General features: G+C 62.2%; 24 protein-coding genes. 9 read left to right on the top strand and 15 right to left on the bottom strand.

Features of this window, described 5'->3' with window-relative positions; translation table 11 throughout:
• Nucleotides 1-61: 61 nt before the first annotated feature.
• The 4 genes from NKJ58_RS07240 to NKJ58_RS07225 all read right to left on the bottom strand — a co-directional run bounded on the left by NKJ58_RS07240 (nucleotide 62) and on the right by NKJ58_RS07225 (nucleotide 6,411).
• On the bottom strand, nucleotides 62-3,223 hold the full coding sequence (locus NKJ58_RS07240; RefSeq protein WP_352519589.1) for an efflux RND transporter permease subunit: 3,162 nt from the start codon (nucleotides 3,221-3,223) through the stop codon (nucleotides 62-64).
• Nucleotides 3,220-4,509, bottom strand: coding sequence for an efflux RND transporter periplasmic adaptor subunit (locus NKJ58_RS07235; RefSeq protein WP_352852903.1), 1,290 nt, complete (start codon nucleotides 4,507-4,509; stop codon nucleotides 3,220-3,222). Before NKJ58_RS07235 ends, NKJ58_RS07240 begins: the two co-directional genes overlap by 4 nt.
• A 225-nt stretch (nucleotides 4,510-4,734) precedes the next feature.
• Entirely contained in the window at nucleotides 4,735-5,331 is a 597-nt protein-coding gene (locus NKJ58_RS07230) for a LysE family translocator (protein WP_023735940.1), read from the bottom strand.
• Nucleotides 5,332-5,454: 123 nt separating this feature from the next.
• Nucleotides 5,455-6,411: an acyl-CoA desaturase gene (locus NKJ58_RS07225; RefSeq protein ID WP_352852902.1), complete on the bottom strand. Its 957-nt coding sequence runs from the start codon at nucleotides 6,409-6,411 to the stop codon at nucleotides 5,455-5,457.
• Between the two features lie 156 nt (nucleotides 6,412-6,567).
• On the opposite strand from NKJ58_RS07225, the gene NKJ58_RS07220 reads away from it, so the two are divergent.
• Complete coding sequence (locus NKJ58_RS07220; RefSeq protein WP_352852901.1) at nucleotides 6,568-6,948, top strand: metalloregulator ArsR/SmtB family transcription factor; 381 nt, start codon at nucleotides 6,568-6,570, stop codon at nucleotides 6,946-6,948.
• A gap of 11 nt (nucleotides 6,949-6,959) precedes the next feature.
• On the opposite strand, the gene ilvN is transcribed toward NKJ58_RS07220, so the two are convergent.
• The 3 genes from ilvN to NKJ58_RS07205 all read right to left on the bottom strand — a co-directional run bounded on the left by ilvN (nucleotide 6,960) and on the right by NKJ58_RS07205 (nucleotide 10,704).
• Entirely contained in the window at nucleotides 6,960-7,532 is a 573-nt protein-coding gene (gene ilvN, locus NKJ58_RS07215) for an acetolactate synthase small subunit (protein WP_023668352.1), read from the bottom strand.
• Between the two features lie 81 nt (nucleotides 7,533-7,613).
• A complete protein-coding gene (locus tag NKJ58_RS07210) occupies nucleotides 7,614-9,410 on the bottom strand; it encodes an acetolactate synthase 3 large subunit (protein ID WP_352852900.1) in 1,797 nt (598 codons plus the stop codon).
• 331 nt (nucleotides 9,411-9,741) lie between these two features.
• Nucleotides 9,742-10,704 (bottom strand): DUF1236 domain-containing protein, encoded by a 963-nt coding sequence (locus NKJ58_RS07205; RefSeq protein WP_352852899.1) that lies wholly within the window; start codon nucleotides 10,702-10,704, stop codon nucleotides 9,742-9,744.
• A gap of 573 nt (nucleotides 10,705-11,277) precedes the next feature.
• On the opposite strand from NKJ58_RS07205, the gene NKJ58_RS07200 reads away from it, so the two are divergent.
• From NKJ58_RS07200 to NKJ58_RS07190, 3 genes are all read left to right on the top strand, one after another.
• A complete protein-coding gene (locus NKJ58_RS07200) occupies nucleotides 11,278-11,580 on the top strand; it encodes a DUF1236 domain-containing protein (RefSeq protein ID WP_023731684.1) in 303 nt (100 codons plus the stop codon).
• Between the two features lie 163 nt (nucleotides 11,581-11,743).
• Nucleotides 11,744-13,135 (top strand): sensor histidine kinase, encoded by a 1,392-nt coding sequence (locus tag NKJ58_RS07195; protein ID WP_023690914.1) that lies wholly within the window; start codon nucleotides 11,744-11,746, stop codon nucleotides 13,133-13,135.
• The gene (locus NKJ58_RS07190) at nucleotides 13,132-13,779 is read left to right on the top strand and encodes a LuxR C-terminal-related transcriptional regulator (protein ID WP_023682079.1); all 648 of its coding nucleotides are present in this window, start codon (nucleotides 13,132-13,134) and stop codon (nucleotides 13,777-13,779) included. Before NKJ58_RS07195 ends, NKJ58_RS07190 begins: the two co-directional genes overlap by 4 nt.
• 49 nt (nucleotides 13,780-13,828) lie before the next feature.
• Here the strand turns inward: NKJ58_RS07190 and NKJ58_RS07185 are convergent, their stop codons facing one another.
• From NKJ58_RS07185 to tmpA, 3 genes are all read right to left on the bottom strand, one after another.
• The gene (locus NKJ58_RS07185) at nucleotides 13,829-14,257 is read right to left on the bottom strand and encodes a hypothetical protein (protein ID WP_023731683.1); all 429 of its coding nucleotides are present in this window, start codon (nucleotides 14,255-14,257) and stop codon (nucleotides 13,829-13,831) included.
• Between the two features lie 394 nt (nucleotides 14,258-14,651).
• A complete protein-coding gene (gene tmpB / locus NKJ58_RS07180) occupies nucleotides 14,652-15,236 on the bottom strand; it encodes a (R)-1-hydroxy-2-trimethylaminoethylphosphonate oxygenase (protein WP_023707734.1) in 585 nt (194 codons plus the stop codon).
• Complete coding sequence (gene tmpA, locus NKJ58_RS07175; protein ID WP_352852898.1) at nucleotides 15,233-16,384, bottom strand: 2-trimethylaminoethylphosphonate dioxygenase; 1,152 nt, start codon at nucleotides 16,382-16,384, stop codon at nucleotides 15,233-15,235. Before tmpA ends, tmpB begins: the two co-directional genes overlap by 4 nt.
• A gap of 121 nt (nucleotides 16,385-16,505) precedes the next feature.
• On the opposite strand from tmpA, the gene NKJ58_RS07170 reads away from it, so the two are divergent.
• A complete protein-coding gene (locus NKJ58_RS07170) occupies nucleotides 16,506-17,396 on the top strand; it encodes a LysR family transcriptional regulator (protein WP_352852897.1) in 891 nt (296 codons plus the stop codon).
• A 138-nt stretch (nucleotides 17,397-17,534) separates the two neighbouring features.
• Complete coding sequence (locus NKJ58_RS07165) at nucleotides 17,535-19,337, top strand: NAD(P)/FAD-dependent oxidoreductase (RefSeq protein ID WP_023703001.1); 1,803 nt, start codon at nucleotides 17,535-17,537, stop codon at nucleotides 19,335-19,337.
• Here the strand turns inward: NKJ58_RS07165 and NKJ58_RS07160 are convergent.
• From NKJ58_RS07160 to NKJ58_RS07150, 3 genes are read right to left on the bottom strand one after another with little or no spacing between them, the layout of a single operon-like run.
• Nucleotides 19,334-19,855, bottom strand: coding sequence for a GNAT family N-acetyltransferase (locus tag NKJ58_RS07160; RefSeq protein WP_023690909.1), 522 nt, complete (start codon nucleotides 19,853-19,855; stop codon nucleotides 19,334-19,336). The two genes, NKJ58_RS07165 and NKJ58_RS07160, sit on opposite strands and share 4 nt — an antisense overlap.
• A gap of 15 nt (nucleotides 19,856-19,870) precedes the next feature.
• Nucleotides 19,871-20,179, bottom strand: coding sequence for a hypothetical protein (locus NKJ58_RS07155; RefSeq protein ID WP_023682084.1), 309 nt, complete (start codon nucleotides 20,177-20,179; stop codon nucleotides 19,871-19,873).
• Between the two features lie 4 nt (nucleotides 20,180-20,183).
• Complete coding sequence (locus tag NKJ58_RS07150; protein WP_023668339.1) at nucleotides 20,184-20,750, bottom strand: helix-turn-helix domain-containing protein; 567 nt, start codon at nucleotides 20,748-20,750, stop codon at nucleotides 20,184-20,186.
• Between the two features lie 152 nt (nucleotides 20,751-20,902).
• On the opposite strand from NKJ58_RS07150, the gene NKJ58_RS07145 reads away from it, so the two are divergent.
• Nucleotides 20,903-22,735: an ATP-binding protein gene (locus tag NKJ58_RS07145; protein ID WP_352852896.1), complete on the top strand. Its 1,833-nt coding sequence runs from the start codon at nucleotides 20,903-20,905 to the stop codon at nucleotides 22,733-22,735.
• 225 nt (nucleotides 22,736-22,960) lie between these two features.
• Here the strand turns inward: NKJ58_RS07145 and NKJ58_RS07140 are convergent, their stop codons facing one another.
• The gene (locus tag NKJ58_RS07140) at nucleotides 22,961-23,752 is read right to left on the bottom strand and encodes a GGDEF domain-containing protein (protein ID WP_023668337.1); all 792 of its coding nucleotides are present in this window, start codon (nucleotides 23,750-23,752) and stop codon (nucleotides 22,961-22,963) included.
• 131 nt (nucleotides 23,753-23,883) lie between these two features.
• Nucleotides 23,884-24,867 (bottom strand): tRNA (adenosine(37)-N6)-dimethylallyltransferase MiaA, encoded by a 984-nt coding sequence (gene miaA, locus NKJ58_RS07135; protein WP_023822137.1) that lies wholly within the window; start codon nucleotides 24,865-24,867, stop codon nucleotides 23,884-23,886.
• Between miaA and serB the strand changes: the two genes are divergently transcribed.
• The gene (gene serB / locus NKJ58_RS07130) at nucleotides 24,857-25,744 is read left to right on the top strand and encodes a phosphoserine phosphatase SerB (protein WP_023725332.1); all 888 of its coding nucleotides are present in this window, start codon (nucleotides 24,857-24,859) and stop codon (nucleotides 25,742-25,744) included. The genes miaA and serB overlap by 11 nt on opposite strands.
• Nucleotides 25,741-26,313, top strand: coding sequence for a GNAT family N-acetyltransferase (locus NKJ58_RS07125; RefSeq protein ID WP_352852895.1), 573 nt, complete (start codon nucleotides 25,741-25,743; stop codon nucleotides 26,311-26,313). Before serB ends, NKJ58_RS07125 begins: the two co-directional genes overlap by 4 nt.
• Nucleotides 26,314-26,329: the final 16 nt, after the last annotated feature.

Here is a 26,329-nt window from a genome sequence, read left to right as displayed (position 1 = left end):
CTCAGATTAGGATCGGCGGCACGCGGCCGCAAGCATGACAGCTTGGGCCACGGGCTATCGCCTATTCGGCGGCGGCCCTTTGCGGCTCGAGCCGATCCTCGGGACCGAACAGCGAGGCCTGCTCGCCGCTCTCGACCGCATGCAGCTCCGGCCTGTTCTTTTTCGAAGAGAAGAAGCTCACCAGCCAGCCGGAGAAATTCTCGAAATAGACATAGATGACAGGGGTGACGAACAGCGTCAGCGCCTGGGAAGCGAGCAGCCCGCCGACGACCGCGACACCGAGCGGCTGGCGCAGCTCAGCACTGGCGCCGGTGCCGAGCGCGATCGGGAACGTGCCCATCAGCGCCGCCAACGTCGTCATCATGATCGGCCTGAAACGCATCAGGCACGCCTTGTGTATGGATTCCTTGGCCGACATGCCTTCTCGTCGCAGCTCCAGCGCGACGTCGACCATCATGATGCCGTTCTTCTTGACGATGCCGATCAGCATCAGGATGCCGATCACCGCGATCACCGACAGGTCCATGCCGGCAAAGCGCAGCGCCACCACCGCGCCCAGCACCGCCGAAGGCAGGCCGGTCAGGATGGTCAGCGGATGGATAAAGCTCTCATAGAGGATGCCGAGTACGATATAGATGGTCAGAATGGCGCCGCCGATCAGCAGGCCCTGATTGGCCAGCGAATCCTGGAAGGTCTTGGCGGTGCCGGCAAAGCTGGTCGAAATCGCCGGCGGCATGCCGATCTGCTCCTTCAGCGCGGCGATGCGGGCCGTGCTGTCGCCCAGCGCCACGCCTTGCGGCAGGTTGTAGGAGATGGTCACCGCCGGCAGCTGGCCGAGCTGGTTGACCGTCAGCGCGCCGGCGGTGCGGTCGACGCGGGCAAAGGCGCCGAGCGGCACCAGGCTGCCGCTTGCCGTCCTGACCTGGATGGCCAGCATGCGCTCGGGCGACCATTCGATGTTGGGATCGAGCTCCATGATGACTTCGTAGCTGTCGGCCGAGCCGAAGATCGTCGAGACCTGCTCCGTGCCGAAGCCGCCATAGAGGCTGGAGCGCAGCGTGTCGGTGTCGATGCCGAGCGACGCCGCCTTGTCGCGATCGACCACCAGCGTCGCCTGCAATGAATTGTTCTGCAAATCGCTGGTGACGTCGGTGAAATTCGCATGATCGGCCGCCATCGCATCGTTGAGCTTTTGCGCCCATGTGTCGGTCAGGCCGGTATCGAGGCCCTGAACGACGAGCTGGTAGGCGCTGGCGGAAGAACGCGCGCCAAGCCGCAGGTTCTGCACCGGCTGCATATAGGCATCGATCCCCGGTACAGTGGCCAGTTGCCGCCGCAGATCCGACAGCACCTTGTCGATGTCGGGGCGCTGGCTCTTGTCCTTCAGCTGCACATAGAGCTGGCCCTGGTTCAGCGCATTGTTGCCGCCGCCGGCTGACCAGGCGACATGCGAGACATAGGGCGAATGCGAGAAGACACTTGCCGCCTGGTTCTGCAGCTTGACCATGGCGTCGTAGGAGATGTCCTGCCTGGCGATCGTCGTAACCGAGATCTGGCCGATATCCTCTTGCGGGAAAAAGCCTTTCGGCGAGACCTCGATCAGCCAGACCGACCCTGCCGCCGTGCCGGCGAAGACGAGGAACACCAGAAAAGTGTGGCGCAGGCAGAAGGTCAAAAGCCGGTCATAGCCGCGGGTGACGATATCCTGCTTGTGGCCGGGGGCATGCTTGTCGCGATCGGCCTTGGTCACCGACAGCAAGCGCGAACACAGCATTGGCGTCAGTGTCAGCGACACGAACATCGAAGCCAGGATGGCGACCGTCACCACGACGGCGAATTCGTTGAAGATGCGGCCGATGACGCCGCCCATCAAAAGCACGGGGATGAACACCGCCACCAGCGAGATCGAGATCGAGATGATGGTGAAGCCGATTTCGCGCGCACCCTTCAGCGAGGCGTCGAAGGCCGAGAGACCGTCTTCCTCCATATGGCGAAAGATGTTTTCCAGCATGACGATGGCGTCGTCGACGACGAGGCCTACGGCGAGCGTCAGGCCCATCAGCGAGATGTTGTCGATGGAAAAGCCGAACAGGAACATGGCGCCCAGCGTCGCGATCAGCGAAATCGGCACCGCCACGGCCGGGATGATGGTTGCCGTGACACGGCGCAGGAAGACGAAGATCACCATCACCACCAAAGCGATCGTCAGAAGCAGCGTGAACTGGACGTCGTCGACGGCCTGGCGGATCGAGGTCGAACGGTCGTTGAGCAGCTTGATGTCGGCGGCGGCCGGCATTTGGTCCTTGAACGACGGCAGCATCGCCTTGACCTTGTCGACGACGTCGACCGTGTTGGCGTCGGGCTGGCGCTGCACCGCCAGGATGATGGCGCGCGTGCCGTCATACCAGCTTGCAGTCGTCGTGGTCTCGACCGAGTCGATGACGCGGGTCACCTCGCCCAGCCGCACCGGATGGCCGTTCTTGGTGGCGATGATGAGGTTGGAGAACCCGGCGGCATCGGTGAGCTGCGTGTTGGCCGTGATGGTCAGCTGCTGCTTGTCGTTCTGCAAGACGCCGAGCGGCGTGTTGGAGTTGGCCGACGCGATTGCAGTCTGCAGCTGGTCGATCGAAATGCCGCGCGCCGCCAGCGCCGTCGGATCGATCTGCACGCGCACCGCATATTTCTGCTGGCCGAAGATCGACACCTGCGCCACGCCGTCGATGGTCGACAGCGAGGGCGAGATGACGTTTTCGGCGAAGGCGTCGAGGTCGGTGAGCGGAACCGTGTCGCTGACCAGCGACATCAGAAGGATCGGCGCGTCGGCCGGATTGACCTTGCGATAGCTCGGCGGCGCTGTCATCTCGGGCGGCAGTTGCCGCTGCGTGCGCGCGATCGCCGCCTGCACGTCGGCGGCCGCCGCGTCGATATCCCGGTTGAGCACGAACTGGATGGCGATCGAGGTGCGTCCCAGCGAATTGCTGGTCGAGATCGAATCGATGCCGGCAATGGTGGCGAACTGCTTGATCAGCGGCGTCGCCACCGAAGTGGCCATGGTTTCGGGCGAAGCGCCGGCCAGGGTGGCCGAGACGTTGACGACCGGGAATTCGGCGCTCGGCAGCGCCGCCACCGGCAGGAACTTGTAGGCGAACAGCCCGCCCAGCACGAGGGCGAACGACATCAGCAGCGTGGCGACAGGCCTGCGTATGCAGAATTCGGAAATCATTGGGCAGCCGCCTTGCCGGCCTCGGCGACCTTGGGAGCAGCTTGATCACCGCCGGCCGCCTTGCCTTCGTGAATGGCGGCGCCGTCCTTCAGCCTGGTCTGGCCCTCGACCACCACCTTCTCGCCTGATTTGACGCCCTCGCTGATGGCGCTGTTTTCGCCTTCGGTCAGCGCCACCTGCACCGGTCGCATCTCGACCGTGTTGTCGGGCTTGACGACATAGACGAACGGTCCCTTTTGGCTGGGCTGCACGGCAACGGTCGGGATGGATGTCATCTGCGGCATGATGCCAGCGTCGAGCACGACATTCACATATTGGCCGGGCCACAGTGAAAGATCGGCGTTGGGAATGCTCGCCCGTGTCGCGATGGTGCCGGACGCGGTGTCGACGCTGGAATCGACGAAGTCGAGCGTGCCCTTGCCGATCGGCGTCGGATCGCCATCCTTGGTCAGCGTCACCGCGCCTTGCTGCGGGTTGGCCAGCGCCTTGTGCAGCAGCGCCAGGTTGCTCTCCGGCAGGTTGAAGTTGACCTGCAGCGGATCCATCTCGGTGATCGTCACCAGCGGCGTGGCCGTGCTCGAGTTGCCGTTGCTCAAGGTGACCAGGTCACCGACCGAAACGTTGACGGCGCCCAGCCGGCCGGCAATCGGCGCCTTGATGCTGGCGAAGCCGAGCTGGACATCGTCGGCGTCGATCGTCGCCTTGTCGGCGTCGACGGTCGCCGCGGCAGCCTTTTGCGCCGCCACCGCCTGGTCGTAGGTCTGCTGCGTGCCGGCCTGCTTGGCGACGAGATCCTTGGCGCGCTGGAGGTCGGAGCCCGAACTGGTCAGCAGGGCCTGGTCCTTGGCGAGCGTCGCCTGATCCTTGGCAAGCTGCGCCTTGAGCGCCCGGTCGTCTAGCGAGAACAGCAGGTCGCCGGCCTTCACCATCTGGCCGTCCTTGACGTCGATCGATACGATCTGGCTGGACACGCGGGCGTTGATGTTGACCACGGCCGGCGAAGACACGAAGCCGATGGCGTAACGGCGGATCGGAAAATCGGCCATTGTCGCGGTGGCCGAGACGATCGAGGCCGAACGGGCGGCATTACCGCCGGCGCCGGATTTGCCCCCAGCCTTGTCGGCCGAAGCCTTGTCCGATCCAGCCGGCTTGTCCGTTGCTGCCGCCTGCCTGGCGCCCGGCAGCATCTGCCGCAGACTGCTCATTGCCGCCGGCGAAAAATAGACCCATGCCGCGGCGACACAGGCCGCTGCCACCACCACCGCCAGAACGACTTTTCCGCGCATCGACTGAAAGCCCTATGATCCGACACGCCGAACCCGGTGGTCTCATTCTACCCAATCACGGCGTCTTGCCGCGATCTCACCGAAGTAGATAGGACGCACATTTGTCGGAAAAGGGCCAAAACACGGCATTACGAAGATTTAATGTGCACTGCACAATGACTATGCAGCCGGCTCAGCAGTCGGAAAACCAGCCAGGATGCGGTTGAGATCTCAGGCGGGATGCGTCTACTTCAGCATCGGCCAGAGCGTCGCCCCCAAGAGCACGCCCATGGCGATGTTGAACCATTTCAGCCTCACCGGATCCGACAGGAACCCGCGCAGCGCCGTGCCGAAACCGGCCCACACCGAGACGCTCGGCAGGTTGACGACGGTGAAGGCGATCGCGATCAGCGCCACCGACAGGAACGGGTGGTCCGGATTGGAGTAGACGGCCATGGCGGTGATCGCCATCACCCAGGCTTTCGCATTGACCCACTGGAATGCGGCTGCCTCGATGAAGCGCATCGGCCGTGCCTCCGTCTCACCCTTGCTGGACAGCGAGCGCGACATGGCGATCTTCCAGGCGAGATAGAGCAGATAGGCAGCGCCGGCGATCTTCAATCCGGTGTGCAAGGCCGGAAACGCCGTCAGCACCGCGCCCAGGCCAAAGCCGACGGCAAGCAACAGCACCAGGAAACCCATGCTGATGCCCAGCATATGCGGAATGGTTCTGACGAGGCCGAAATTCACGCCCGACGCCAAGAGCATGAGGTTGTTCGGCCCCGGCGTGATCGAGGTCACGAAGGCGTAGACCAAAAGGGCGAGGAAAGCGTCGAGGGTCATGACGGCTCACAAAGGTCAGCAATGCTGACTTAAATCGACAGGGCGCTGGACGCAACCTCATTCCATTGGTCCAAAGCGCCGCGCCGCGATCCGTCTATCCCGAGCCAGCCAGGCCGGCACAGTCTACCTGCCGTGGGCCCGCGCCGACAACAGGCTGGGAGCGGCGGCCGCCTCCTGACGGCCAGCCACACGCCGCAGGCCTTTGCGCCTCGGCGTGTTCCCGGGAAGCTTCACGCCATGCGCGAGGTCGAGGGCAGCCAGGATGCGGATGAAGAGCCAGCCGAGATCGATCTGCCCGCGTTCCAGGCCGAGCTTTGCGGATTCGGGAAACGCATGGTGATTGCCGTGGAAACTCTCGCCAAAGGTCACCAGGCCGAAACGCGGCAGGTTGTAGCCCTGCACGGCAACGCCATCGACGCGCCAGCCCTGCTGCCCGCTGCGATGTGCGAAATGCCCGACCAGCCAATGCCCGGTCAGCGACACGGAGATACGCACCGCAATGCCCCAGACCACCCAGCTCCACCCGCCGAGGAGCAAGAAAAGGATCGCCCACGGCAGTTGCTGCAGCATCCAGGTCCGCTCGACGAATTTGTAGAAGCGGTCGTTTCTGATCGACGGCTCGATGACGAAGTCAGGCGGATTGCGCAACGCTACGGCGCAATGCATTTGCCAGAAAGCGTCGGTGAAGAAAGGCCGGCGGTGGGCGTGCAGGTCGTGACAAGCCGTCTGGCGCTGCGCCCAGTCTCTTATGTCATGCGCATAGATCATGCCGAACGGACCGGCCATGCCGACGAGCGTGCCGAGATAGACCAGCGCGTGTTCGAGCCAGATGTGAACCTTGAACGAGCGATGGATGAGCAGGCGATGCATGCCGACCGAGTGTCCGGCGCAGATCGTCACCGCCGTCGTCGCTACGAACAGGGCGAAAGCGCTCCAGCTGAAGGTCAGCGGCCCGAACACCAACGCAATCAGCGTCATCGCACCGACCCAGATCGACTTGGCCGGCATCCAGACGACCTCGCCATCTTCGGCATCGCTCAAGGGCTGCGAGATCATTCTGCCTGTGGATATGGTCTTCATCGGTACCCCTCCTCTGCAGGAAACATTTCCGGACCAAAGAGCCTTGCCTTCCGGCGCGCCGGCGCTTATTTAGGCAATAAGCTAACTATCTACTATTCCGATTTAGGTATTTAGGCAATAGACTAAATACCGGAAGCGAAACGACAGAGGCAGGCGGTGATCGAAGACAATGCAGCGGATGGCGACACGGCTATCGGGGCAAGCAGCGCCATACAGCGCGTGTTCGAGGCGCTGTCATCGCAGCCGAGGCGCAAGATCCTCGCCTATCTCGCCCACTCCTCGCTGACCGCGGGCGAGATCGCGGCGCGCTTCGACATGTCGAAGCCGTCGATCTCGCAGCATCTGAGCATCCTGGAGACGGCCGGCCTCATCGCCAGGGAGCGGCAGGGACAATTCATCCGCTACTCGCTGGTCCAGAACAATCTGGTTAACACGCTGAACGGCTTCGTCCAGGACGTCTGTCCGGTATCGCGCCCGATCAAAAGGGAGAGTAAGAATCTGGCGAGCGGCAAGGTCGATCCCAAGCCGTTAAAATAGTTGGACTGAGACTACATCCCCTGCGGGCCCCGGTTCATCGCCGCCACGCCGGTGCGGCAGATCTCGACCAGGCCGAGCGGCTTCATGATGGCGATGAACTGGTCGAGTTTCGAGCCCTTGCCGGTAATCTCGAAGATGAAGTGCTCGGTGTTGGCGTCGATGACCGAAGCGCGAAAAGCGTCCGCCAGACGCAGCGCCTCGACGCGGGCTTCGCCGGTGCCGGCGACCTTGACCAGCGCCAACTCGCGTTCCAGCGGCCGCTCCTGGCCGAACTCGTGCGAGCGCACGGTGAGATCGACGACGCGGTGCACCGGCACGATGCGCTCGAGCTGATGCTTGATCTGCTCCAGCACATGCGGCGTGCCGCGCGTCACGATGGTGATGCGTGACAGGTGCTTCTCGTGTTCGGTCTCGGAGACGGTGAGGCTCTCGATGTTATAACCGCGGCCGGAAAACAGGCCGATGACCCGGGCAAGCACGCCGGGCTCATTGTCGACCAGAACGGAGAGCGTGTGGTTCTCCGGCTTTTCCGTTTCCTTGGCGATGAAATAGGCGGAGCCGGTCGGTTGAAGCTGTGCGTTCATGACATGAATCTCGTTTTCAGACTTTGAGCTAATTCTCTGTTTGCGCACGGCTTCTCGCGACAGCCCTGCCCCGGCTTGGACCTAGACCAGTTCCCTGCCCTTGGCGTCGATGGCGTTGGCCACGGCTTCGTCGGTCGCCTCGTCGGGCAGGAGCATTTCATTATGCGCCTTGCCCGACGGGATCATCGGGAAGCAGTTGGCGAGCGTCGCCACCCGGCAATCGAACAGCACCGGCTTCTTCACCGCGATCATCTCCTTGATCGCATCGTCCAACTCGTCCGGCTTCTCGCAGCGAATGCCGTGGCCGCCATAGGCCTCGGCCAGCTTGACGAAATCGGGCATCGCCTCGGTGTAGGAATGCGACAGACGGTTGCCGTGCAGCAGTTGCTGCCACTGGCGCACCATGCCCATATACTGGTTGTTGAGGATGAAGATCTTGATCGGCGCATTGTGCTGCACCGCCGCGCTCATCTCCTGCATCGTCATCTGCACCGAGGCATCGCCTGCGATGTCGATGACCAGCGCATCCGGGTGCGCGATCTGCACGCCGAGCGCCGCCGGCAGGCCGTAGCCCATCGTGCCCAACCCGCCCGACGTCATCCAGCGGTTCGGCTTCTCGAAATGATAGTGCTGCGCCGCCCACATCTGGTGCTGGCCGACCTCGGTGGTGATGTAGGTGTCCATGTCCTTGGTGAGTTCGTAGAGCCGCTGGATGGCATATTGCGGCATGATCACATCGTGGTTCATCTTGAAGGCGAGCGAGTCACGCGCGCGCCATTTGGCTATCTGCTCCCACCAGGGATGGAGCGCCTTCTTGTCGGCCTTGGCGCTCGCCCGCCACAGCCGCACCATGTCCTCCAGCACCCGGCCGACATCGCCGATGATGGGCACTTCCGTGTGCACGTTCTTGTTGATCGACGATGGATCGATGTCGATGTGGATCTTCTTCGAGTTGGGCGAGAAGGCGGTCAGCCGTCCGGTGATGCGGTCGTCGAAGCGCGCGCCGATGCAGATCATCACGTCGCAATCATGCATCGCCATATTGGCTTCATAAGTGCCGTGCATGCCCAGCATGCCCATCCAGTTCTTGCCCGATGCCGGATACGCGCCGAGGCCCATCAGCGTCGAGGTGATCGGGAAGCCGGTGAGGTCGACCAGTTCGCGCAGAAGATGGCTGGCCTCCGGACCGGAGTTGATGACGCCGCCGCCCGAATAGATGATCGGCTTCTTGGCGCTGGCCATCAGTTCGACGGCGGCCTTGATCTTTTCCAGGTCGCCCTGGACCTTCGGCTGGTAGCTGGTGCGCGGCGCCGCCTGCGGCGGCACATAGATGCCTTTGGCGAACTGCACATCCTTCGGAATGTCGACCACCACCGGGCCGGGGCGGCCGGTCGTCGCGACATGGAAGGCCTCATGGATGGTGGCGGCCAATTCGTTGACGTCCTTCACCAGCCAGTTGTGCTTGGTGCAGGGGCGCGTGATGCCGACCGTGTCGCACTCCTGGAACGCGTCGGAGCCGATCAGCGAAGTCGGCACCTGCCCGGTCAGGCAGACCAGCGGGATCGAATCCATCAGCGCATCCTGCAGCGGCGTCACCGCATTGGTGGCGCCCGGGCCGGAGGTCACCAGCATGACGCCGGCCTTGCCGGTCGAGCGGGCATAGCCTTCGGCCGCATGCCCTGCGCCTTGCTCGTGGCGGACGAGGATGTGCTCGACCTCGTCCTGCTGGAAGATTTCGTCATAGATCGGAAGCACCGCGCCGCCGGGATAGCCGAAGACATGCTTGACGCCATTGTCCTTCAGCGCCTGCACCACCATTTCGGCGCCAGTCATTTCCCTGTTTGGCATTTCGCGCCGTTCGTTCTGTCCGTTGCTCATCGGTCTGGTCCCGTACTTCTAGCCATGAGGCGATTGCTGGTCGTTTAGTCGTGTTTCGGGCAATAAAAAAGGCCCCCGATGGGAGCCTGTGTGTTGCGCATGGGAGGTTTTCGCCCGGCGGTTACACCGCCTTGCCCACGCGCTTTCCTACGAGAATGAGTGCCTTTTTCATCGTGGCGGACACTACGAGGGTGAAAGGCAAGGTGTCAACGGGAAAAACGCGCGATGCGAAAGACAAAGCAAGTGGCCCGCCGCCTCTGGTCGGCGGGCCACCGCGGCGCATACGATACCCCTCAATCGCACCGCGCCGGGAACAAGAGCCACTGCCGTGTCACGTCAGGATCAGCACGATCTTGTACGTATCCGGGTCGACGATGACGATGCGCCCGTCGGCCAGCACGAAGTACTCATAGGATTCGTAGGCCGGGACGATCTTGACAATGCGCGCCGGCAGACGGTGCAGGCGCACTTTGTGCCGCGGCACCTCGATGCCGACCGAAATGTCGAAGTCGACGTTCTTCACCGGCTCAACCCTGGTCTCGTGGATGATCTGCGTGACCTGCGTCTTCTGCTCGACGGTCACGTTGTTGATCGAGGCCGTATTGCCCTGGTCGGTCTGAACGTTTGTGTTGCCCTGAGCGTTCTGCTCGGTGGTGGTCCCGGCCTTGCCCTGGGCCTGCTGGTCCGTGCTGGTGCCGGTCTGGCCCTGAGCGTTCTGCTCGGTGCTGGTCCCGGCTTTGCCCTGAGCCTGCTTCTCGGTGCTGGTGCCGGTCTGGCCCTGAGCGTTCTGCTCGGTGCTGGTCCCGGCCTTGCCCTGGGCCTGTTCATCCGTCTTGAGCTTGGCCTTGCCCTGAGCCTGCTTCTCGGTGCTGGTGCCGGTCTGGCCCTGAGCATTCTGCTCGGTGCTGGTCCCGGCCTTGCCCTGTGCCTGTTCATCCGTCTTGAGCTTGGCCTTGCCCTGTGCCTGCTGATCGGTCGTGGCGCCGGCCTGACCCTGAGCATTCTGCTCGGTACTGGTCCCGGCCTTGCCCTGTGCCTGTTCACCCGTCTTGAGCTTGGCTTTGCCCTGAGCCTGCTGATCGGTCGTGGCGCCAGCCTGGCCCTGTGCATTCTGATCGGTCTGTGACTTCATCTTGCCTTGCGCCTGTTCGCCGGCCTTGCCGCCGTTCTGGCAATCGGCCGCGCCGGCGGCGCAGTTGTCGCCACCGCTCGGCTGCACGGCCTGGGTCTGGGCGATCGCGGCGCCGCACCCGACGCCAAGCGCAATCATGCTCGTCATCAACACATGTTTCATCTGCTTTCTCCTTAAAGAGTCGGTCCCTCGCCTAGCCAACTCTGCCAAAAATACTTTGTTCCACATATTGTGAATAAAATCGGGGTTCTAAGAAGACCAATGAATGTAGGCAGTAATTTTGCAACAATCACCTACAAATTGCATCAAACAATTAATGCAACGTAACATCTGCTGAGCTTGTGATCCCGTAGCGATGACACCAGCCTCACAAGCTTAGAAGTACTCCCGTCGTCATGACCAGGATGGCTACCCCGAAAACAGGCAAGAGCAACCATCGTGCCTGATGGACGCTGTTGTCCATTAACGCCTCCCACAAGTGCTGATCTCAACGATGCGAGGAACCCTGTGTTCCGCCCTGAAGAGGCTCTAGGACCTCTACAGCCTGGCACCAGACTTTGGTCCCTCCCTCTATAGTCCATTGGCCCGATGACGCCCGGACCGAAGCCCCACGCGGGAACGCAGCCGCGAAAAGCCCGTTCGGCTCCCGGTGTGCATCAACTCACCTAACACCACCCGTATCGGAATCGAGCTCGCGCAAGATGCATGAGCGTTGCTCGCATGAAGGAGAGAATCATGACGACCATGTACCAGTCGACCGCAATTGCCGGATTCTTGCTGCTCGCAAGCGCGGGCGTAGTTGCTGCTCAAGACGTCATCATCGCGCCGGAGCAGGAAACGGTTGTGCGCGAATACGTGAAAAAGCAGCCCCTTGCGTCGGTGAAGATTCCAGGTGTCGAATTGAACGTGGGGACCGCCATTCCCGACACGGTGGAACTGCATGAAGTGCCGAGCGTCAAGTATCGCTACGTTGTGGTCGACGGGCGAACCGTGCTGGTCGACCCCGGCACGCGGAAGATTGTCAAGATCATACAGTAACGCTGATCCCACCGCCGTTCCCCGCGGGTGGCGGTGGGATCATGCCCTGAAATTGCGGTTTCCCCGGCAATTCAACCTAGCGCTTGCTCGCACCATCGACCGTTCTAGATGTAGGATGGCTTAGGCATTTTGGCACGGCCAAAGTCGCGGGGTCGGTTGAGACGTGCGCTACATTGATAGTCTCTATCAAAACTGGAACAGGCTATCGTTGGCTTGGCAGTTCATCATAGTCGGAAGCATTGGGCTGCTGTCGCTGATGCTGGTCGTCGGCCTATGGGTCACCTCGCAAATACGAGATGGAGTGATCCGCAACTCTGCAAGCACGACCGCGCTTTACGTCGACAGTGTCATCGCGCCAATCCTGCCGGATATGCGCAAAAGCCAGCAGCTCAGCGACACCGTTAAACGGGCGCTCGATGAAACCCTGGACCAGGGTGCTCTCGGCAAAAAACTGGCGTCGTTCGTGCTTTGGCGGCGTGATGGCAAGGTGCTGTACGCCAAAGACGCGGCTCTTATCGGCCAGACCTTCGAGCCAAATGCGAACTTGCTGCATGCGTTCGGTGGAAACGTGGTGGCGCAATTCAATGATCTGGACGAAAATGAAAGGAAGGAACGGAAGAGCCCCACCGCCTCGCTGCTCGAGATCTACAATCCGGTTCGAGAGCCGTGGTCGGGCGATGTTGTGGCCGTTTCCGAGTTCTACGAGATAGCCGACGATCTTCAGGGCACTTTAAACTCGGCACTATGGTCGAGCTGGCTGCTCGTGGCTGGCGCGACCGCGGTCGCCTTGGCGATGCTCTCGGGAATCGTGCTTCGCGGCAGCAGCACTATCGAAACGCAGCGTTCAGCGCTTGAGACACAAGTGGCCGAACTTCAGTTGCTTTTGGAGCAGAATTCCGCTTTGCGGGAGCGCGTCCAGCAGGCGTCGCGCCGCGCAACGGCAATCAACGAGCGTTACTTGCGTCGCATCGGGTCTGATTTGCATGACGGTCCAGCTCAGCTGGTCGCACTGGCTGCGCTGCGCATGGACAGCCCTCTGCTGCTCGATCCCGCCGCATCCCCAAGCCACCGGAAGACCGAGATCGCCGATATCCATCATACGTTGGACGAGGCGATGCGGGAGATCCGCGCCATCTGCACCGGCCTCGTGCTGCCACAGATCGAAGCTTCGACAGTCGCGGAGATATTGCGGCTTGCGGTTGCCGAACATGAACGCCGGACGGCCTCCTCCGTATCGCTTTCACTGCCATCTCGCCTGCCCGACCTGGGGACGTCCGAGAAAATAAGCATCTTTCGCTTCGCGCAGGAGGGGCTGAACAATGCCTGGCGACACGGTCTGGGCAAGGGGCAGGCTGTCAAGGCGAGAGTGACGCAGGGCAAGCTCCTCATTCAAGTGCTTGATCACGGCCCTGGATTCCAGTCGGGATCGTGTGAAGGACTTGGACTCGCCGGTATGAGGGAACGTATCGAAAGTATCGGAGGTCACTTCGAGACCTTTTCGAGCCCCAGGGGGACCCGGCTGACCATAACGCTCAACATCGAGGACCAGAAATGACCGCTCCCATAAGGATTGCCATTGTTGATGATCATCCGCTGTTTCGCGAGGGTGTGGCTCGCAGCCTCGCCGAAATCGGCGGCTTCGAAGTCGTTGGTGCGGGCGAAACCGCGGCGGATGCCGAACAGCTTGCGGCCTTGGCAAATCCCGACATATTGCTGCTCGACATCAGTTTGCCGGGAGGGGGCCTAGCGGCAGCGGAAAATATTCTTGCAACTCAGCCTGACTGCAAGATCGTCATGCTCACCGTCTCGGAGGCGAACGCCGATTTGGCAACGGCGCTCAGGCTGGGCGTACGCGGATATGTGCTGAAAGGGATTGGGGCGGCATCGCTGGCCGAGGTGCTGACTTATATAGCCGCAGGAAAAAAATATGTTTCGCCGACCCTGTCAGCGCAGCTTTTGAATGAACTGATCCGGCCGGAAAAGCGCACAACCGATCTCGTTGCCAATCTCTCGGGACGCGAGCTTGGGATAATCTCCTTGGTAGGCGAAGGACTGAGCAATAAAGAAGTCGCCAAACGTCTCAACCTGCAGGAGAAAACGGTAAAACACCACATGACTCGGATATTTCAAAAGCTAAAGGTGCGAAACCGCACCGAAGCAGCCATTCTTATGCACGCGCCCAAAACGGGTCTTGTATAGGGAGATCGGGGCTTGTCTGAAGGTCGGATGCTGGTTGGCGAACCAACAGTTACAGCCCTTTCAGACGAGCAATGTCGGAGGCCCTTACGGCGCGTTCGACAATTGTCCTTCCAAGCGGATCCTTCATAGTGAAGCGGCCGGCCTCGATGCTTTCGCTGAATCCATCGCGATGCACGACCTGGATTTTGGCGCCCTGTACCGTCACCGTGTCGCCAGCGGCATTGACTTGGCTACTGGGAGCTTGGCTACCGGCGGCGTTGTCGCCGGCACCATTTTTTCCCTTTCCGTTGGCGTTGCCATTCCCGGCGTTGCCGCCTGAGCCATTACCGTTACCACTACCGTTGCCACCACCGTTACCATTGCCATTGTTTCCGCTCTTGGCGCTGGCAGCGGCGAATTCGATCTTGTAACCGTCGACATGACTCAACCGCAGACCAAGCACCGGCATCGTCACCGCAACCGCCGCGAATACGCGCAAGCTAAAGTACGCCCGGCGACGCACGGATGAAAACAGGGGCTGCCTTTCTCCATTCATGCCACCATCACATCATGATGTGTCACGGTATTCAAGAATGAACAGCCCAAAATTGCGGCTCACAAACGCTGAGGAAACTCTCCTTTCGTGCTTGCAGCTCGATTCTCAGACCTTCGTCTGAGTCAAATATACACCGAAGTCTGACCTACTGATCTTGGGCCGCGCCGACGGATGTCGCAATAAAATCCGCGGTGACAAGGCTCGTCACCGGTAGGGATCGGCAGCGAGGCGCGAGCGCCTGCGCACGCAGACGCTCGCGGCAAGTCTGCGGCGGCATAAGGTTAGCGCATGTTTGCCGTCGAAACGGTGCATATGCCGTTCCTTCCCCGGATTGCGATCAGGCGCGATTGGCGAAGTCGCGGACAACCCGCTGCAGCAGCGGCATGTAGTCCCGAAATGCCCGGGTCTTCATGTTGGCGATCTTGCCGGCCTCGTCCCAGATGCGAACCCGCACCGCTTCCTCGTGGAACGGGTTCTTGCGGAACTCGGCCACCTCTTCGGCATTCATCGGCCCGCCTTGCAGCGACAGCGTGTGGACCGAGGCCTGCGACAGCCTGCCGAAATAGGTGGGGTCGGTAGCGCAGAGGTAGCGCTTGGCCGCGACATGCAGCCTGACGCATTCGACGATCACCGGTGGAAAGAACGGCGCCAGCACCTCGCCGCCGGCTTCGTCATGATGCTTGTCCTCGACATCGTCGGGCGAATAGGTGCCGAACTCGCTGGTGTAGTGGCCGATATCGTGCAGCAGTGCTGCCGCCACCAGCACATCGGGCGCGCCGTCCTTTTCGGCGAACCAAGCGCCCTGCAACATGTGCTCCGACATGGTGACGGGTTCGCCGAGATAGGATTCAGCCCCTCGGCGTTCGAAAATATCGGCGATGAATTCGACGATGTTGCTCGCGTTCAAATCCTGGCTGCTCATTCCGCTGCTTCCTTGAATTCGTGTTCGATCGCCGACAGCGTCGACAAAAGGCCATCCTTGTCGGCGTAGCAGCCCTGCAGCCAGCGCTTGCCGGCGCCGGAGAACTGCTTGCGGGCATGCATGACGCGGGTGTTGTCGACGATGAAGGCCTGGCCCGCCTCGAGCTTGAAGGTCACTTCGAAGGACGGATCCTCGATCAGTTCGGCAAACCGGCGATAGGCGGCGTAGTAGGCCTCCATCTCCGCGAACGGCACATCGACGGTCGGCGCCAGCGAGCGGTTGTTGAAGCGGATGGCGATGAGTTCGCCATCCGGCCCGAGCTCGATCATCGGCCGCTTGGCCTGCAATCGCACGCCCGACGAGCCGGCATATTCGAAGCGCGCCGGGTATGAACTCAACAGCCGGAAGCCTTCGGGGTTTTCGGCCTGCAGCGCGGCCGCCACGGCAAAACCATCGACGACGCTGGATTCGCCGCCCTCGACCGTGTTTTCGATACACGACAGGATCTGCAAGGTCGGCACCGGATCACGATAGGGGTTGTCGGTATGCGCCTGCAGGCCAAGATTGGTGTAGGCCAGATTGGTTGGATTGACCTCGGCGCGCACCTCGAACCATCGGCCGTAATTGGTCTCCCTGATATAGCCGAACAGATCGGACGCTTTGCACAGCGCCCCGGATTCGGCCGGCAAATCGTCCATCACCGCGAAGCCGTAGGTCTTCACCGCCGACAGCCATTGCCGCAAGACGGCGCGGTCGCGGCTGGCAGCGAGATAGCCGGCACGCGGCACCGAATTCTGCATTGAGGCCCTGGTCCATCGCACGATGCCCTCGCCTGTCCAGCCGGGCTGTCGGGCGGCATCGCGGTCATAGGCATTGGCGCTCAGCCATGCCGCAGGAAAGCGCACCGTCTTTCCCTCCGGTTCGAAACTGACTTCAAGCGCATCGCCCTTGATCGCGGCTGCGCCGATCCGCGTTTGCGCCGGAATGTCGAGAATGGTGATCAGCCGCTGGCCGTTGCCGGCGCTGCGCGTCTTGTCGTCGAGCGCATTGTCGCGCAACCACATGGCGTGAAAGCGAGTGCGCGCGCCGTCCTTCCAACCGAGGTCGATCGTTCTTCCTTCGTCGCCGATCAGCGCCTGGGTAAGCATGGAGATCCGTTCCTGTCCGCCGCGCCCCGCAGCCAACTCCGCAGGGTTTCCGGTTGCATCGTGATGATGTTGAAGACATAACTCAAATTATCATTTTGCGGCCAAAGGCCATAAACGGTTTATGCCTCAAACAACCCTGCCCTTGCCGCCGCTCGACTGGCTGCGGAGTTTCGAGGCCGCCGCGCGGCTGTCGAATTTCACCGCTGCCGCGGCCGAGCTTGGCCTGACCCAGGCTGCGGTCAGCCAGCACATCCGTTCTCTCGAAGAGCGGTTGAAGCAGCCGCTGTTCATCCGCCTGGCGCGCGGCGTCGAATTGACGCCGGAGGGTGCCGCCTACCTGCCGCATCTGCAATCGGCCTTCGCCGTGATCGCCAACAGCACGCGCGAGCTGTTCGAACCCAAGACCGTCCAGAGCGTGACGATACGCTCGCCGATCTCGTTTGCCGTGCTGATGACCGCGCCGAAGCTGCCGCAAATGGCCAAGGACCTGCCCTTCGTCCAGCTGCAGATCGAGACCATCCACACACCGGCCGATTATGGCGAGCGCTTTGTGGGTCTCGACATCCGATTCGGCATTGGCCCCGGCTCTTTTGCCGGACGGCAGGCCGACCGCCTGACCCGCGAAACCTTGACGCCGATGGCGTCGCCGCATCTCGCCAAGGCCAAGGATTGGACAGGATTGCCGAGACTTACAGTGGTCGGCGCGCGGGAAATGTGGGGCGAGTGGTTCGCCGTCGCCCGGATGAAGCCGGCGCTGGGGCCGACGCACAAATTCGACAGTTTCGTTACCGCGTTGGAGGCGGCGAAGCACGGCGCCGGCATGGTGCTGGGATCGCGACCGTTGGCCGACGCGGCACTGCGCGACGGATCGCTTGTCACCCTTTCCGGCTTCGCTCTGTCGAGCGGTGCCGGCCACTATCTAACCGCACCCTCGGGCGCGCATCTGAGCCCTGCCGAAGAAGCGGTCCGCCGCTGGTTCGTGACGGTCTTCGGCGTCCCGATTTCCCGATAAGCCCCTGAATACGCGGCAAACTATTGGACGACGTGACGCGGCGCATAATTTGTCGCGATACTGCGCCAGGCCGGACGTCAAGCTTCGGCAGGGTTCCGCTCGCTACAGGCGGCCAGGAAAAATCGCGGAGGAAATTCAATGCTCGACAAGGCCCCCAACAAGAAGCTTTCCGACCTGCTCGATCGCTTCGGCGCGGCACTCACCGCCGGCGACATCGACAAGGCGGTCGCCTGCTTCCAGGAGGATTGTTACTGGCGCGATCTCGTCACCTTCACCTGGAACATCAAGACGATGGAAGGCCGCGATCAGGTGCGCGACATGCTGGTCAGCCAGTTGGCCAGGACCAAACCGTCGAACTGGGCGATCGCCAAGGGCGAGGATGCCACGGAAAGCGACGGCGTGCTCGACGGCTGGATCAGTTTCGAAACGTCTGTCGCGCGCGGCTTCGGCCACATCCGGCTGAAGGACGGCAAGATCTGGACGCTGCTCACCACTATGGTCGAGCTCAAGGGCCATGAGGAGCCGGCCGGTTTCGACCGCCCGCTCGGCGCCAAGCACGGCCATGGCAAGAACCGCCCGACCTGGAAGGAGGAGCGCGAGAAGGAAGCCGCCGAACTCGGCTTCAAGACGCAGCCCTATACGCTCATCATTGGCGGCGGCCAGGGCGGCATCGCGCTCGGCGCCCGGCTGCGGCAACTCGGCGTGCCCACCATCATCGTCGAGAAGAACGAGCGTGCCGGCGACAGCTGGCGCAAGCGCTACAAATCGCTCTGCCTGCACGACCCGGTCTGGTACGACCATCTGCCCTATATCGACTTCCCCAAGAACTGGCCGGTCTTCGCGCCCAAGGACAAGATCGGCGACTGGCTGGAAATGTACGCCAAGGTGATGGAGCTGAATTACTGGTCATCGACCGAGGCCAAGAGCGCCGTTTATGACGACAAGAAAAAGGAATGGACCGTTGTCGTGCGCCGCGACGGCAAGGACATCACGCTGAAGCCGAAACAATTGGTGCTGGCCACGGGGCAATCCGGCAAGGCCAACATGCCGAACTTCAAGGGCATGGACACATTCAAGGGCGACCAGCATCACTCCTCGAAGCATCCGGGACCCGATGCCTATGTCGGCAGACAAGCTGTCGTCATCGGCTCGAACAACTCCGCCCACGACATTGCAGCAGCCCTTTGGGAGGCCGGCGCCGACGTCACCATGGTGCAGCGCTCGACCACGCACATCGTCAAGTCGGACACGCTGATGGAGATCGGCCTGGGCTCGCTCTATTCGGAAAAGGCGGTCGCGAGCGGTATGACCACAGCCAAGGCCGACCTCGTCTTTGCCTCCCTGCCCTACAAGATCCTGCACGAATTCCAGATCCCGGCCTATGCCGAGATGAAGAAGCGGGACGACAAATTCTACAAGGGCCTGGAAAAGGCCGGCTTCATGCTTGACTGGGGCGATGACGGCTCCGGCCTGTTCATGAAATATCTGCGGCGCGGCTCGGGCTATTACATCGATGTCGGCGCCTCCGACCTGATCATCGACGGGTCGATCAAGCTGAAAAGCGGTGTCGACGTGAAGGAGATCAAGGAGCACTCCGTTCTGCTCTCCGACGGATCGGAACTGCCGGCCGATCTCATCGTCTACGCCACCGGCTACGGTTCGATGAATGGCTGGGCGGCCGATTTGATCTCACGGGAGGTCGCGGACAAGGTCGGCAAATGCTGGGGCCTCGGCTCCAACACCACCAAGGACCCAGGCCCCTGGGAAGGCGAGCTGCGCAACATGTGGAAGCCGACGCAGCAGGAGGCGCTGTGGTTCCATGGCGGCAATTTGCACCAGTCGCGCCATTACTCCCAGTTCCTGGCGCTGCAGCTGAAGGCGCGCATGGAAGGCATCGCCACGCCGGTCTACGCGCTGCAAGAGGTTCACCACAAGGGTTAGGCAGCGCCGCCGATGCGCTTCCAGTAGATGAGCGTGCCGGTCAGCCCGCCATGCGGTTTCAGGGCAAAGTCCGGTATTTCGCCAGTGAGCGTGAAGCCGAGTTTTTCGTAAAGGCCGGAAGCGCCCTCCTCGGTTGCGGTGTCCAGCACCAGAAGCGTGCGGCCTTTCTCGACGGCGAGCGTTTCGGCCGCCCGCATCAGCCGGCTCGCTATGCCCTTGCCGCGGTGTTCGACGCGGGTCATGAGCTTGGCGATCTCGGCCCGGTGCGGCTGATTGACCGGAAAGTCGAGCAGCAAGGTGACGGTGCCGACCAACGCGTCGCCATACCAAGCGCCCAGCACCGCTCTTTCGCCTCTCTCTGCTGCCATCAACGAGTTGCTCCAGAAAGTTTCCGCCGCTTGCCTGGATAAGGGATGCATGAAGCTGACGGAGCCGCCGGCCGCGACCGTCTCGATCAGGAGGTCGGCCAGCATGTCGCGTGTTCCCGCAGTCAGCGACCTGATTTCGATGGGACTCACCTGCACTTTCCCTTGCTAATCCAGACGCGCGACGCGGCGCCGCTTTCGTCTCGCCTTGATCGCGGCGATGCGATCGGTGTCTTTCGGCTGCAGATGCAGCCCGCGTTCGAGGATTTCGAGCGTGTATTCCTCATACGTCAGGCCAAGCCGCTCGGCCTTTTCCATGCGCATCAGCATCACGTCACGGCTTGGCGCCTTCCACGCCTTGGCATGCGCTGCCTGCCAGGCCAGGAAGATGTAGGGATCGCCCTTGCCCCATGGCGGGCCCTTGTAATCATCGAGCGGCGGTCCGCCATTGTCGGAGCGCTTGGGACGTCTTGCCACGATTTCAGCCCCTGACCAGCGCAACCAGATAGTCGGCCGGCTGCGGTCCGACGGCATGGAACGTGCAGTCCGACGGCGCGCCGAGCGCCAGGCAGTCGCCGGGCTCGAGACTATGCACCATATCACCCTCGGTGAACTCAAGTCGCCCGGAGATCAGCCACATCTGCTGCTTGATGAAGGCATAGGACGCCGCCGGGAAACTCACACTGGCGCCAGCCGGCAGTTGCACCCGGATCAATTCGAGCGGCGTGTCGGAAACCGGCGACAGATGCCGACGGACATAGCCCGTACCGGGGTCGCGCCAAACCGGCTGCTCACTCTCGCGCAGCAGGCCGCCACCTTGCTGCTCGGCGCGTGCTATCAGCGTCGACAGCGTCATGCCGAAAGCAGCGGCGATGCGCACCAGCAGCGCGGCCGTCGGGCTGGTCATGCCGCGCTCGATAGTGCTGAGCATGGCTTTGGAGACGCCGGAGCGGTTCGCCAGGTCGGCCAACGACCAGTCCCGCAAGGCTCTTTCGGCGTGGATTCGTCTGCCTATCGTGGCCGACATGTCATTCGCTATATCAGTCATTCGTCCAATATATCGAATATTTGGATTCGGAAAAGAGGCCGGCCGGTTGAATTTTCGCTGACGGGTTAACCCCTGCTACACCATCCCGCATCACGCCACCTTAACCCCGTCTGTGTAGGATCGACGCTCCACGAGAATGGGGATCGGATCGTATGTTTGTCGAGCGCGAAGCCTCCGTCGGCGAACCGACCTCGCAGGAGCGCCGCCGCGCAGAGCAGAGCGACAAGCGCATTCTCGGCAACGTCGTGCAGTGCGACGGTGCGCGCGCCACCATCAGCGCCTATGCCGACGACATCGAAGGCGCGGTCACCGGCCTGTGGACCGTCGGCAAGATGATCTCCATCAATCTCGGGACATCGCGCACCGTTGGTCTGGTCTACGAAATCGGCAAGTCGGATCGCGCCTGGAGCAATGAGGGACAAAATCCCATCGAGGTCAGCGTCGAGCTGATCGGCGAAGTGCGCGACGGCGCCGAACCGGGGGCCAAACCGGTGTTCGACCGCGGCATCACCACCTATCCTCATATCGGCGCCATAGCGCACCGCATCCGTACCCGTGATCTGCAGGCGGTCTACGATCTCGCCGGGCGTCATTCGATCACCATCGGTACGCTGTCGCAGGATGAGTCGATCGACGCCAACATCGCCATCGACGACACGCTGGCGCGCCATTTTGCCGTTGTCGGCACAACCGGCGTCGGCAAATCCACCGCCATCTCGCTGCTGCTGCGCAAATCGATCGCCGCCCGGCCCGATCTGCGAATCCTCATTCTCGATCCGCACAATGAATTCGCGGCATCCCTGCCTGAGTTCTGCGTCCGGGTCGATTCCAAGACGCTTGATCTGCCGTTCTGGATGTTCAGGCTCGAAGAATTCGCCGAAGTGCTGTTTCGCGGCCGAGAGGTCGTGCCGGAAGAAGTCGATGTCCTGCGCGACCTGATCCCCGCCGCCAAGAACCTCTATCGCAATCCCAATTCAGGCTCTTACGTGCGCCGCGGCAGCGATGCGCTGACCGCCGACACGCCGGTGCCCTACCGCATGGTCGATCTCATCAAGCAGATCGACGAGCGCATGGGCCTCTTGGAAAGCAAGAACGACCGCCCGACGCTGAAATCGCTGAAGACGCGCATCGAGTCCGCCGCGTCCGACCCGCGCTATCGCTTCATGTTCAATTCGCGGCTGATCGAGGACACGATCCACGAGACGATCGGCAATATTTTCCGTGTGCCGCATCATGGCCGCCCGGTGACCTGTTTCGAGATGGCCGGCATGCCGTCCGAAGTGGTCAACTCCGTCTGTTCGGTGCTGGCGCGCCTGGCCTTCGACCTTGCGCTGTGGAGCGAGGGCCGGCTGAAGCTTTTGCTGCTGTGCGAGGAAGCGCACCGCTATATGCCGGCCGATCCGCGCCTCGGCTTCGCCCCGACAAGGCATGCATTGTCGCGCATCGCCAAGGAAGGCCGCAAATATGGCTGCTATCTCGGCGTCGTCACCCAGCGCCCGGGTGAACTCGATCCGACCATCCTGTCGCAATGCTCGACCTTCTTCGCCATGCGGCTGGCCAACGAGCAGGACCAGGCAATCATCCGCTCGGCGATCGCCGATTCCTCCGCCTCGACGCTGGCCTTTCTGTCCTCCATGGGCCAGCGCGAAGCCATCGCCTTCGGTGAAGGCGTGGCGACGACCATGCGGCTGAAGTTCGAAAAACTGGCGGAGAACCTGATCCCCGGCACCGCCAAGCGAGAGCAGGACGAGTTCTCGCAGGACGGCAACGACGTCGATCTCGCCGCCATCGTCGAGCGGCTGCGCAACGTCCCGAAACCGCAGCAGCAGATGGCCTTCGCCGAGGTCGTGGACTCTGGCCGCCAGGCCGGGGATCCCGATTACCGCAAGCCGGCCACCGCCCAGCGCATCCAGCCCGACGACGATTTCGACCTGCGCTACGGCCTCAAGCCCACAACCTTCGGCATGCGCCCGCAGAACGATTGACCTTCAGCGTAGCGACTTTTTTGCCGGCCAATTGAGAAGCCGCCGTTGCGCCGGGGCTCGGCTTCGTTGGCCCGCTTGGGCAAAATCCCGAAAGGGAATTCATCAGGCCGGATTGAATGGCGTGGCTTTCGAGAAGCCGGAGCGGAGCGGACATTTAGTCCGTGAGCACCGGAAGTCGAGAAAGCCACGTCAGGCAACCGGCCTCATGAATTCTTCTTCGGGATTTTAGGCGCAGACGCGGTTGCGGCCTTGCCTCTTCGCCTCGTAGAGCTGGCGGTCGGCGCGGCGGTAGAATTCCTCGGCGGTTTCCTTCCGATCCCAGACGGCTAGTCCGACGCTGGTGGTGATCTTGAGGCGGACATTGCCCGACAGCACCGACATGTTGGCAATCGCTTTGCGGATGCGTTCGGCGAACTTCCCCAACAACTCCGCATCCATGTTGGGCGTGACGACGGCGAACTCCTCGCCCCCAAGCCGCGCCACCACATCGTGGTAGCGCGTCATGCCTTTGAGGCAATTGGCGACTGCCCTAAGCACCTCGTCGCCGACATCGTGGCCATGCGTGTCGTTGACCTGCTTGAAGTGGTCGAGGTCGAGGATCATCAGCCCGACGGGCTTTTCGATGCGGCGGAATTCCTCGAGATATTCCTTCAGCGCATCATCGAAGTAGCGCCGGTTCTGCATGCCGGTAAGGCCGTCGGTCAATGCCGCATGCTGCAGCGTTTCCGAGCGGGCGCTGAGCGAAACCGTCATGGCGCGCAGCTTGCCCTCTTCCGTGGCCTGCCTACGGATCAGCGGGTAGATGAAGAACACGCCGAAGAACAGCGCTGTCGCCAGCAGCACCCCGGTGACAAACAGCAGCGTGTTGAGATAGGCGATCCTCTCGACCCGGGAAGTCGTATCGTGACCGACCGCGATGAACTGCAATTGACCATAGGCATAAAGCGTCACCAGGCCTGCGGCCAGGATCACGAAAATAAAGACGAAAAATGCGGATTCCGCCTTGTGGAAACGCATCTGCTTCCCGTTGCAAAAGTACCCCCCGGATCTATGGCATGCCGGCGCCTTACGGACGGTTAATCCAGACAACCGGAGCGGGAATGTTCATTCCTACTTCTGTTTCTTTAATTGTATTGGCAGCACGAAAATCAAATCGCGGTTTGCAAGCGGCCGCCGGGCTGCAATCTCAGCCATTCCGGTCCCAGCTGATGGCGAAACCACGTCGTTTGCCGTTTGGCATATTGCCGCGTCGCTGCCTTGCAGCGCTCGATGGCCTGAGGAAAGCTGATGTCACCCGCCATGGCAGCCGAAAGTTCGCGAACGCCGATCGCCTTCATCGCCGGCAGGTCGGGATCGAGGCCAAGCGCCGCAAGCCGTTTGACCTCATCGAGCGCGCCGAGATCGAGCATGCGGTCGAACCTTGTTTCGATCCGCTCGACAAGGGGGGCGCGGTCCGGCTCGATAACGAAGAACCGAGCGCTGTCGCGGTCGATCAGCGGCCGGCCGCGCGCTGCCTGCCATTCTAGGATGGAGCGGCCGGATGCGTCGAGCACCTCCAGCGCCCGCACGATGCGCTGGCCGTCGGTCGGCTTCAGCTGCATGGCGACCGCCGAATCTTCATGCATCAGGATGCGGTGCAGCTTGGCTGCGCCTTGCTCCTTTAACTCGTAGCGCCAGCGGTCGCGTACCTGCTGCGGAATGTCGGGCATTTCCGAAATGCCCTCGGCAAGTGCGCGAAAATAGAGCCCGGTGCCCCCGACGAAAATCACCGGACGTTCGAAGCCGGCGCCATCGGGTCGCCGGGCAAGCGTGCCGTCATCGATCAGCTTCATCACGTCGCGCAGCCAGGCGCCGGTGGAATAGGCGGTCGAGGGATGCACGTGGCCATAGAGAAAGTGCGGCGCGCGGGCGAGATCGGCGGCATTCGGCCGCGCCGTCAGCACGTCGAGCACCGAGTAGCCTTGCATGGAATCGGTGTTGACGATGACACCGCCCTTGCGTTCGGCGAGATCGAGCGCCAGCGCCGACTTGCCGCTGGCGGTCGGCCCGGCTATCAGGATCGCGTTCTTCACGCGGCCCTCGCCCGCCTGCCCGCCCTCGCCTAGCTGCTTGGAAGTCTCGATGCCGCTCATTGCCACGCTTGTGTCTCACCCCGTCCGCCGCGCGATGTCGGCCTCGCTTGCGAATATGGCCTCACGGTCGGTCGGCGCAAGCGCTGTTCGCTGGCTGGGCGAAGGCGTCGCCTGCGATCTGGTGTTGCCCGAGGGGGCAGAAGCCGCTGAGGCAAGTGCGGCCTTGCGCACAGCACTTGGTTCAGAGCCGGTCGACGTGATCGTTCAGCAGGCCGAAAGCCGCCGCAAGACAATCCTGCTTGCCGATATGGATTCAACCATGATCGACCAGGAATGCATCGACGAACTCGCCGACGAGATCGGCGTCAAGGACCGCGTTGCCGCCATCACGGCACGCTCGATGAACGGCGAGATCGCTTTCGAGCCGGCGCTGCGTGAACGCGTGGCGCTGCTGAAAGGCCTCGATGCCGCCGTCGTCGACCGCATCATCGCGAACCGCCTGACGCTGGCGTCGGGCGGCCGCGCTCTGGTGCAGACGATGCGCGCCAATGGCGCCTGGACGGCGCTTGTCTCCGGCGGCTTCGACGTCTTCACCAGCCGTGTCGCCGCCATGCTCGGCTTCGAGGAAAACCGTGCCAACCGCCTGATCGAGGAGAACGGGCGCTTTGCCGGCCTGGTCGCCGAGCCGATCCTCGGCCGCGCCGCCAAGGCCGATGCGCTGAACGATATCTCGGCCCGCCTCGGCCTGACGCCATTCGATGCGATTGCGGTCGGCGACGGCGCCAACGACCTCGACATGATCCGCCTGGCCGGCACCGGTGTCGCGCTCCACGCCAAGCCGGCCGTTGCTGCCGAAGCCAAGGTCCGCATCGACCATGGCGATCTCACCGCGCTGCTTTATCTCCAGGGCTACCGCCAGGAAGAGTTCGCCCAATGAAACCGATGCGCACCGAGCGCCTCATCCTGCGCAACTGGGAAGACTGCGATCGCGAACTCTTCCACCGCATCAATTCGGACGAGCGGGTGATGGAATTCTTTCCGTTCCGCCGCGACCGCGCCGAGACGGATGCCAAGATGGACGAGTTTCGGGGCTGGATCGCCGAGGACGGCTTTGGTTTTGCCGCCGCCGAGATCGCCGCGACTGGGGAATGCATCGGCTTCGTCGGTCTCTTAAAGACCGATCACGTGCCGTCCCTGCCTTCCGATACGATCGAGATCGGCTGGCGGTTGGCGCCGGAATTCTGGCGCAAGGGCTATGTCACGGAGGCCTCCGAAGCCTGGCTCGCCTTTGGCTTCGAAACGCTTGACCGCGACGAGATCGTCTCCTTCGCCGTCGCGGCCAACCGCCGCTCGACGGCCGTCATGGAGCGTCTTGGCATGAGCCCTGACCCGGCTCGCGATTTCGACCACCCATCCATCCCTGACAGCCACCCGCACCTCAAGCGGCATGTCCTCTACACCCTGTCGCGCAAGGACTGGCAGGCAAGAAAAAGGGCGGCTAACTAGCCGCCCTTTTCATTTC

The organism is Mesorhizobium sp. M0139 (assembly GCF_040322455.1).
In the GTDB taxonomy this organism is placed as follows: Bacteria; Pseudomonadota; Alphaproteobacteria; order Rhizobiales; family Rhizobiaceae; genus Mesorhizobium.
This window is presented reverse-complemented; position numbering and strand designations above follow the sequence as displayed.

Bases quoted from the DNA above. Each gene is read 5' to 3' on its own strand.
- NKJ58_RS07240 (WP_352519589.1), bottom strand. From the start codon at position 3,223: ATGATTTCCGAATTCTGCATACGCAGGCCTGTCGCCACGCTGCTGATG.
- NKJ58_RS07235 (WP_352852903.1), bottom strand. From the start codon at position 4,509: ATGCGCGGAAAAGTCGTTCTGGCGGTGGTGGTGGCAGCGGCCTGTGTC.
- NKJ58_RS07230 (WP_023735940.1), bottom strand. From the start codon at position 5,331: ATGACCCTCGACGCTTTCCTCGCCCTTTTGGTCTACGCCTTCGTGACC.
- NKJ58_RS07225 (WP_352852902.1), bottom strand. From the start codon at position 6,411: ATGAAGACCATATCCACAGGCAGAATGATCTCGCAGCCCTTGAGCGAT.
- ilvN (WP_023668352.1), bottom strand. From the start codon at position 7,532: ATGAACGCACAGCTTCAACCGACCGGCTCCGCCTATTTCATCGCCAAG.
- NKJ58_RS07210 (WP_352852900.1), bottom strand. From the start codon at position 9,410: ATGAGCAACGGACAGAACGAACGGCGCGAAATGCCAAACAGGGAAATG.
- NKJ58_RS07205 (WP_352852899.1), bottom strand. From the start codon at position 10,704: ATGAAACATGTGTTGATGACGAGCATGATTGCGCTTGGCGTCGGGTGC.
- NKJ58_RS07200 (WP_023731684.1), top strand. From the start codon at position 11,278: ATGACGACCATGTACCAGTCGACCGCAATTGCCGGATTCTTGCTGCTC.
- NKJ58_RS07190 (WP_023682079.1), top strand. From the start codon at position 13,132: ATGACCGCTCCCATAAGGATTGCCATTGTTGATGATCATCCGCTGTTT.
- tmpB (WP_023707734.1), bottom strand. From the start codon at position 15,236: ATGAGCAGCCAGGATTTGAACGCGAGCAACATCGTCGAATTCATCGCC.
- tmpA (WP_352852898.1), bottom strand. From the start codon at position 16,384: ATGCTTACCCAGGCGCTGATCGGCGACGAAGGAAGAACGATCGACCTC.
- NKJ58_RS07170 (WP_352852897.1), top strand. From the start codon at position 16,506: ATGCCTCAAACAACCCTGCCCTTGCCGCCGCTCGACTGGCTGCGGAGT.
- NKJ58_RS07165 (WP_023703001.1), top strand. From the start codon at position 17,535: ATGCTCGACAAGGCCCCCAACAAGAAGCTTTCCGACCTGCTCGATCGC.
- NKJ58_RS07150 (WP_023668339.1), bottom strand. From the start codon at position 20,750: ATGACTGATATAGCGAATGACATGTCGGCCACGATAGGCAGACGAATC.
- NKJ58_RS07145 (WP_352852896.1), top strand. From the start codon at position 20,903: ATGTTTGTCGAGCGCGAAGCCTCCGTCGGCGAACCGACCTCGCAGGAG.
- NKJ58_RS07140 (WP_023668337.1), bottom strand. From the start codon at position 23,752: ATGCGTTTCCACAAGGCGGAATCCGCATTTTTCGTCTTTATTTTCGTG.
- serB (WP_023725332.1), top strand. From the start codon at position 24,857: ATGCCGCTCATTGCCACGCTTGTGTCTCACCCCGTCCGCCGCGCGATG.
- miaA (WP_023822137.1), bottom strand. From the start codon at position 24,867: ATGAGCGGCATCGAGACTTCCAAGCAGCTAGGCGAGGGCGGGCAGGCG.
- NKJ58_RS07125 (WP_352852895.1), top strand. From the start codon at position 25,741: ATGAAACCGATGCGCACCGAGCGCCTCATCCTGCGCAACTGGGAAGAC.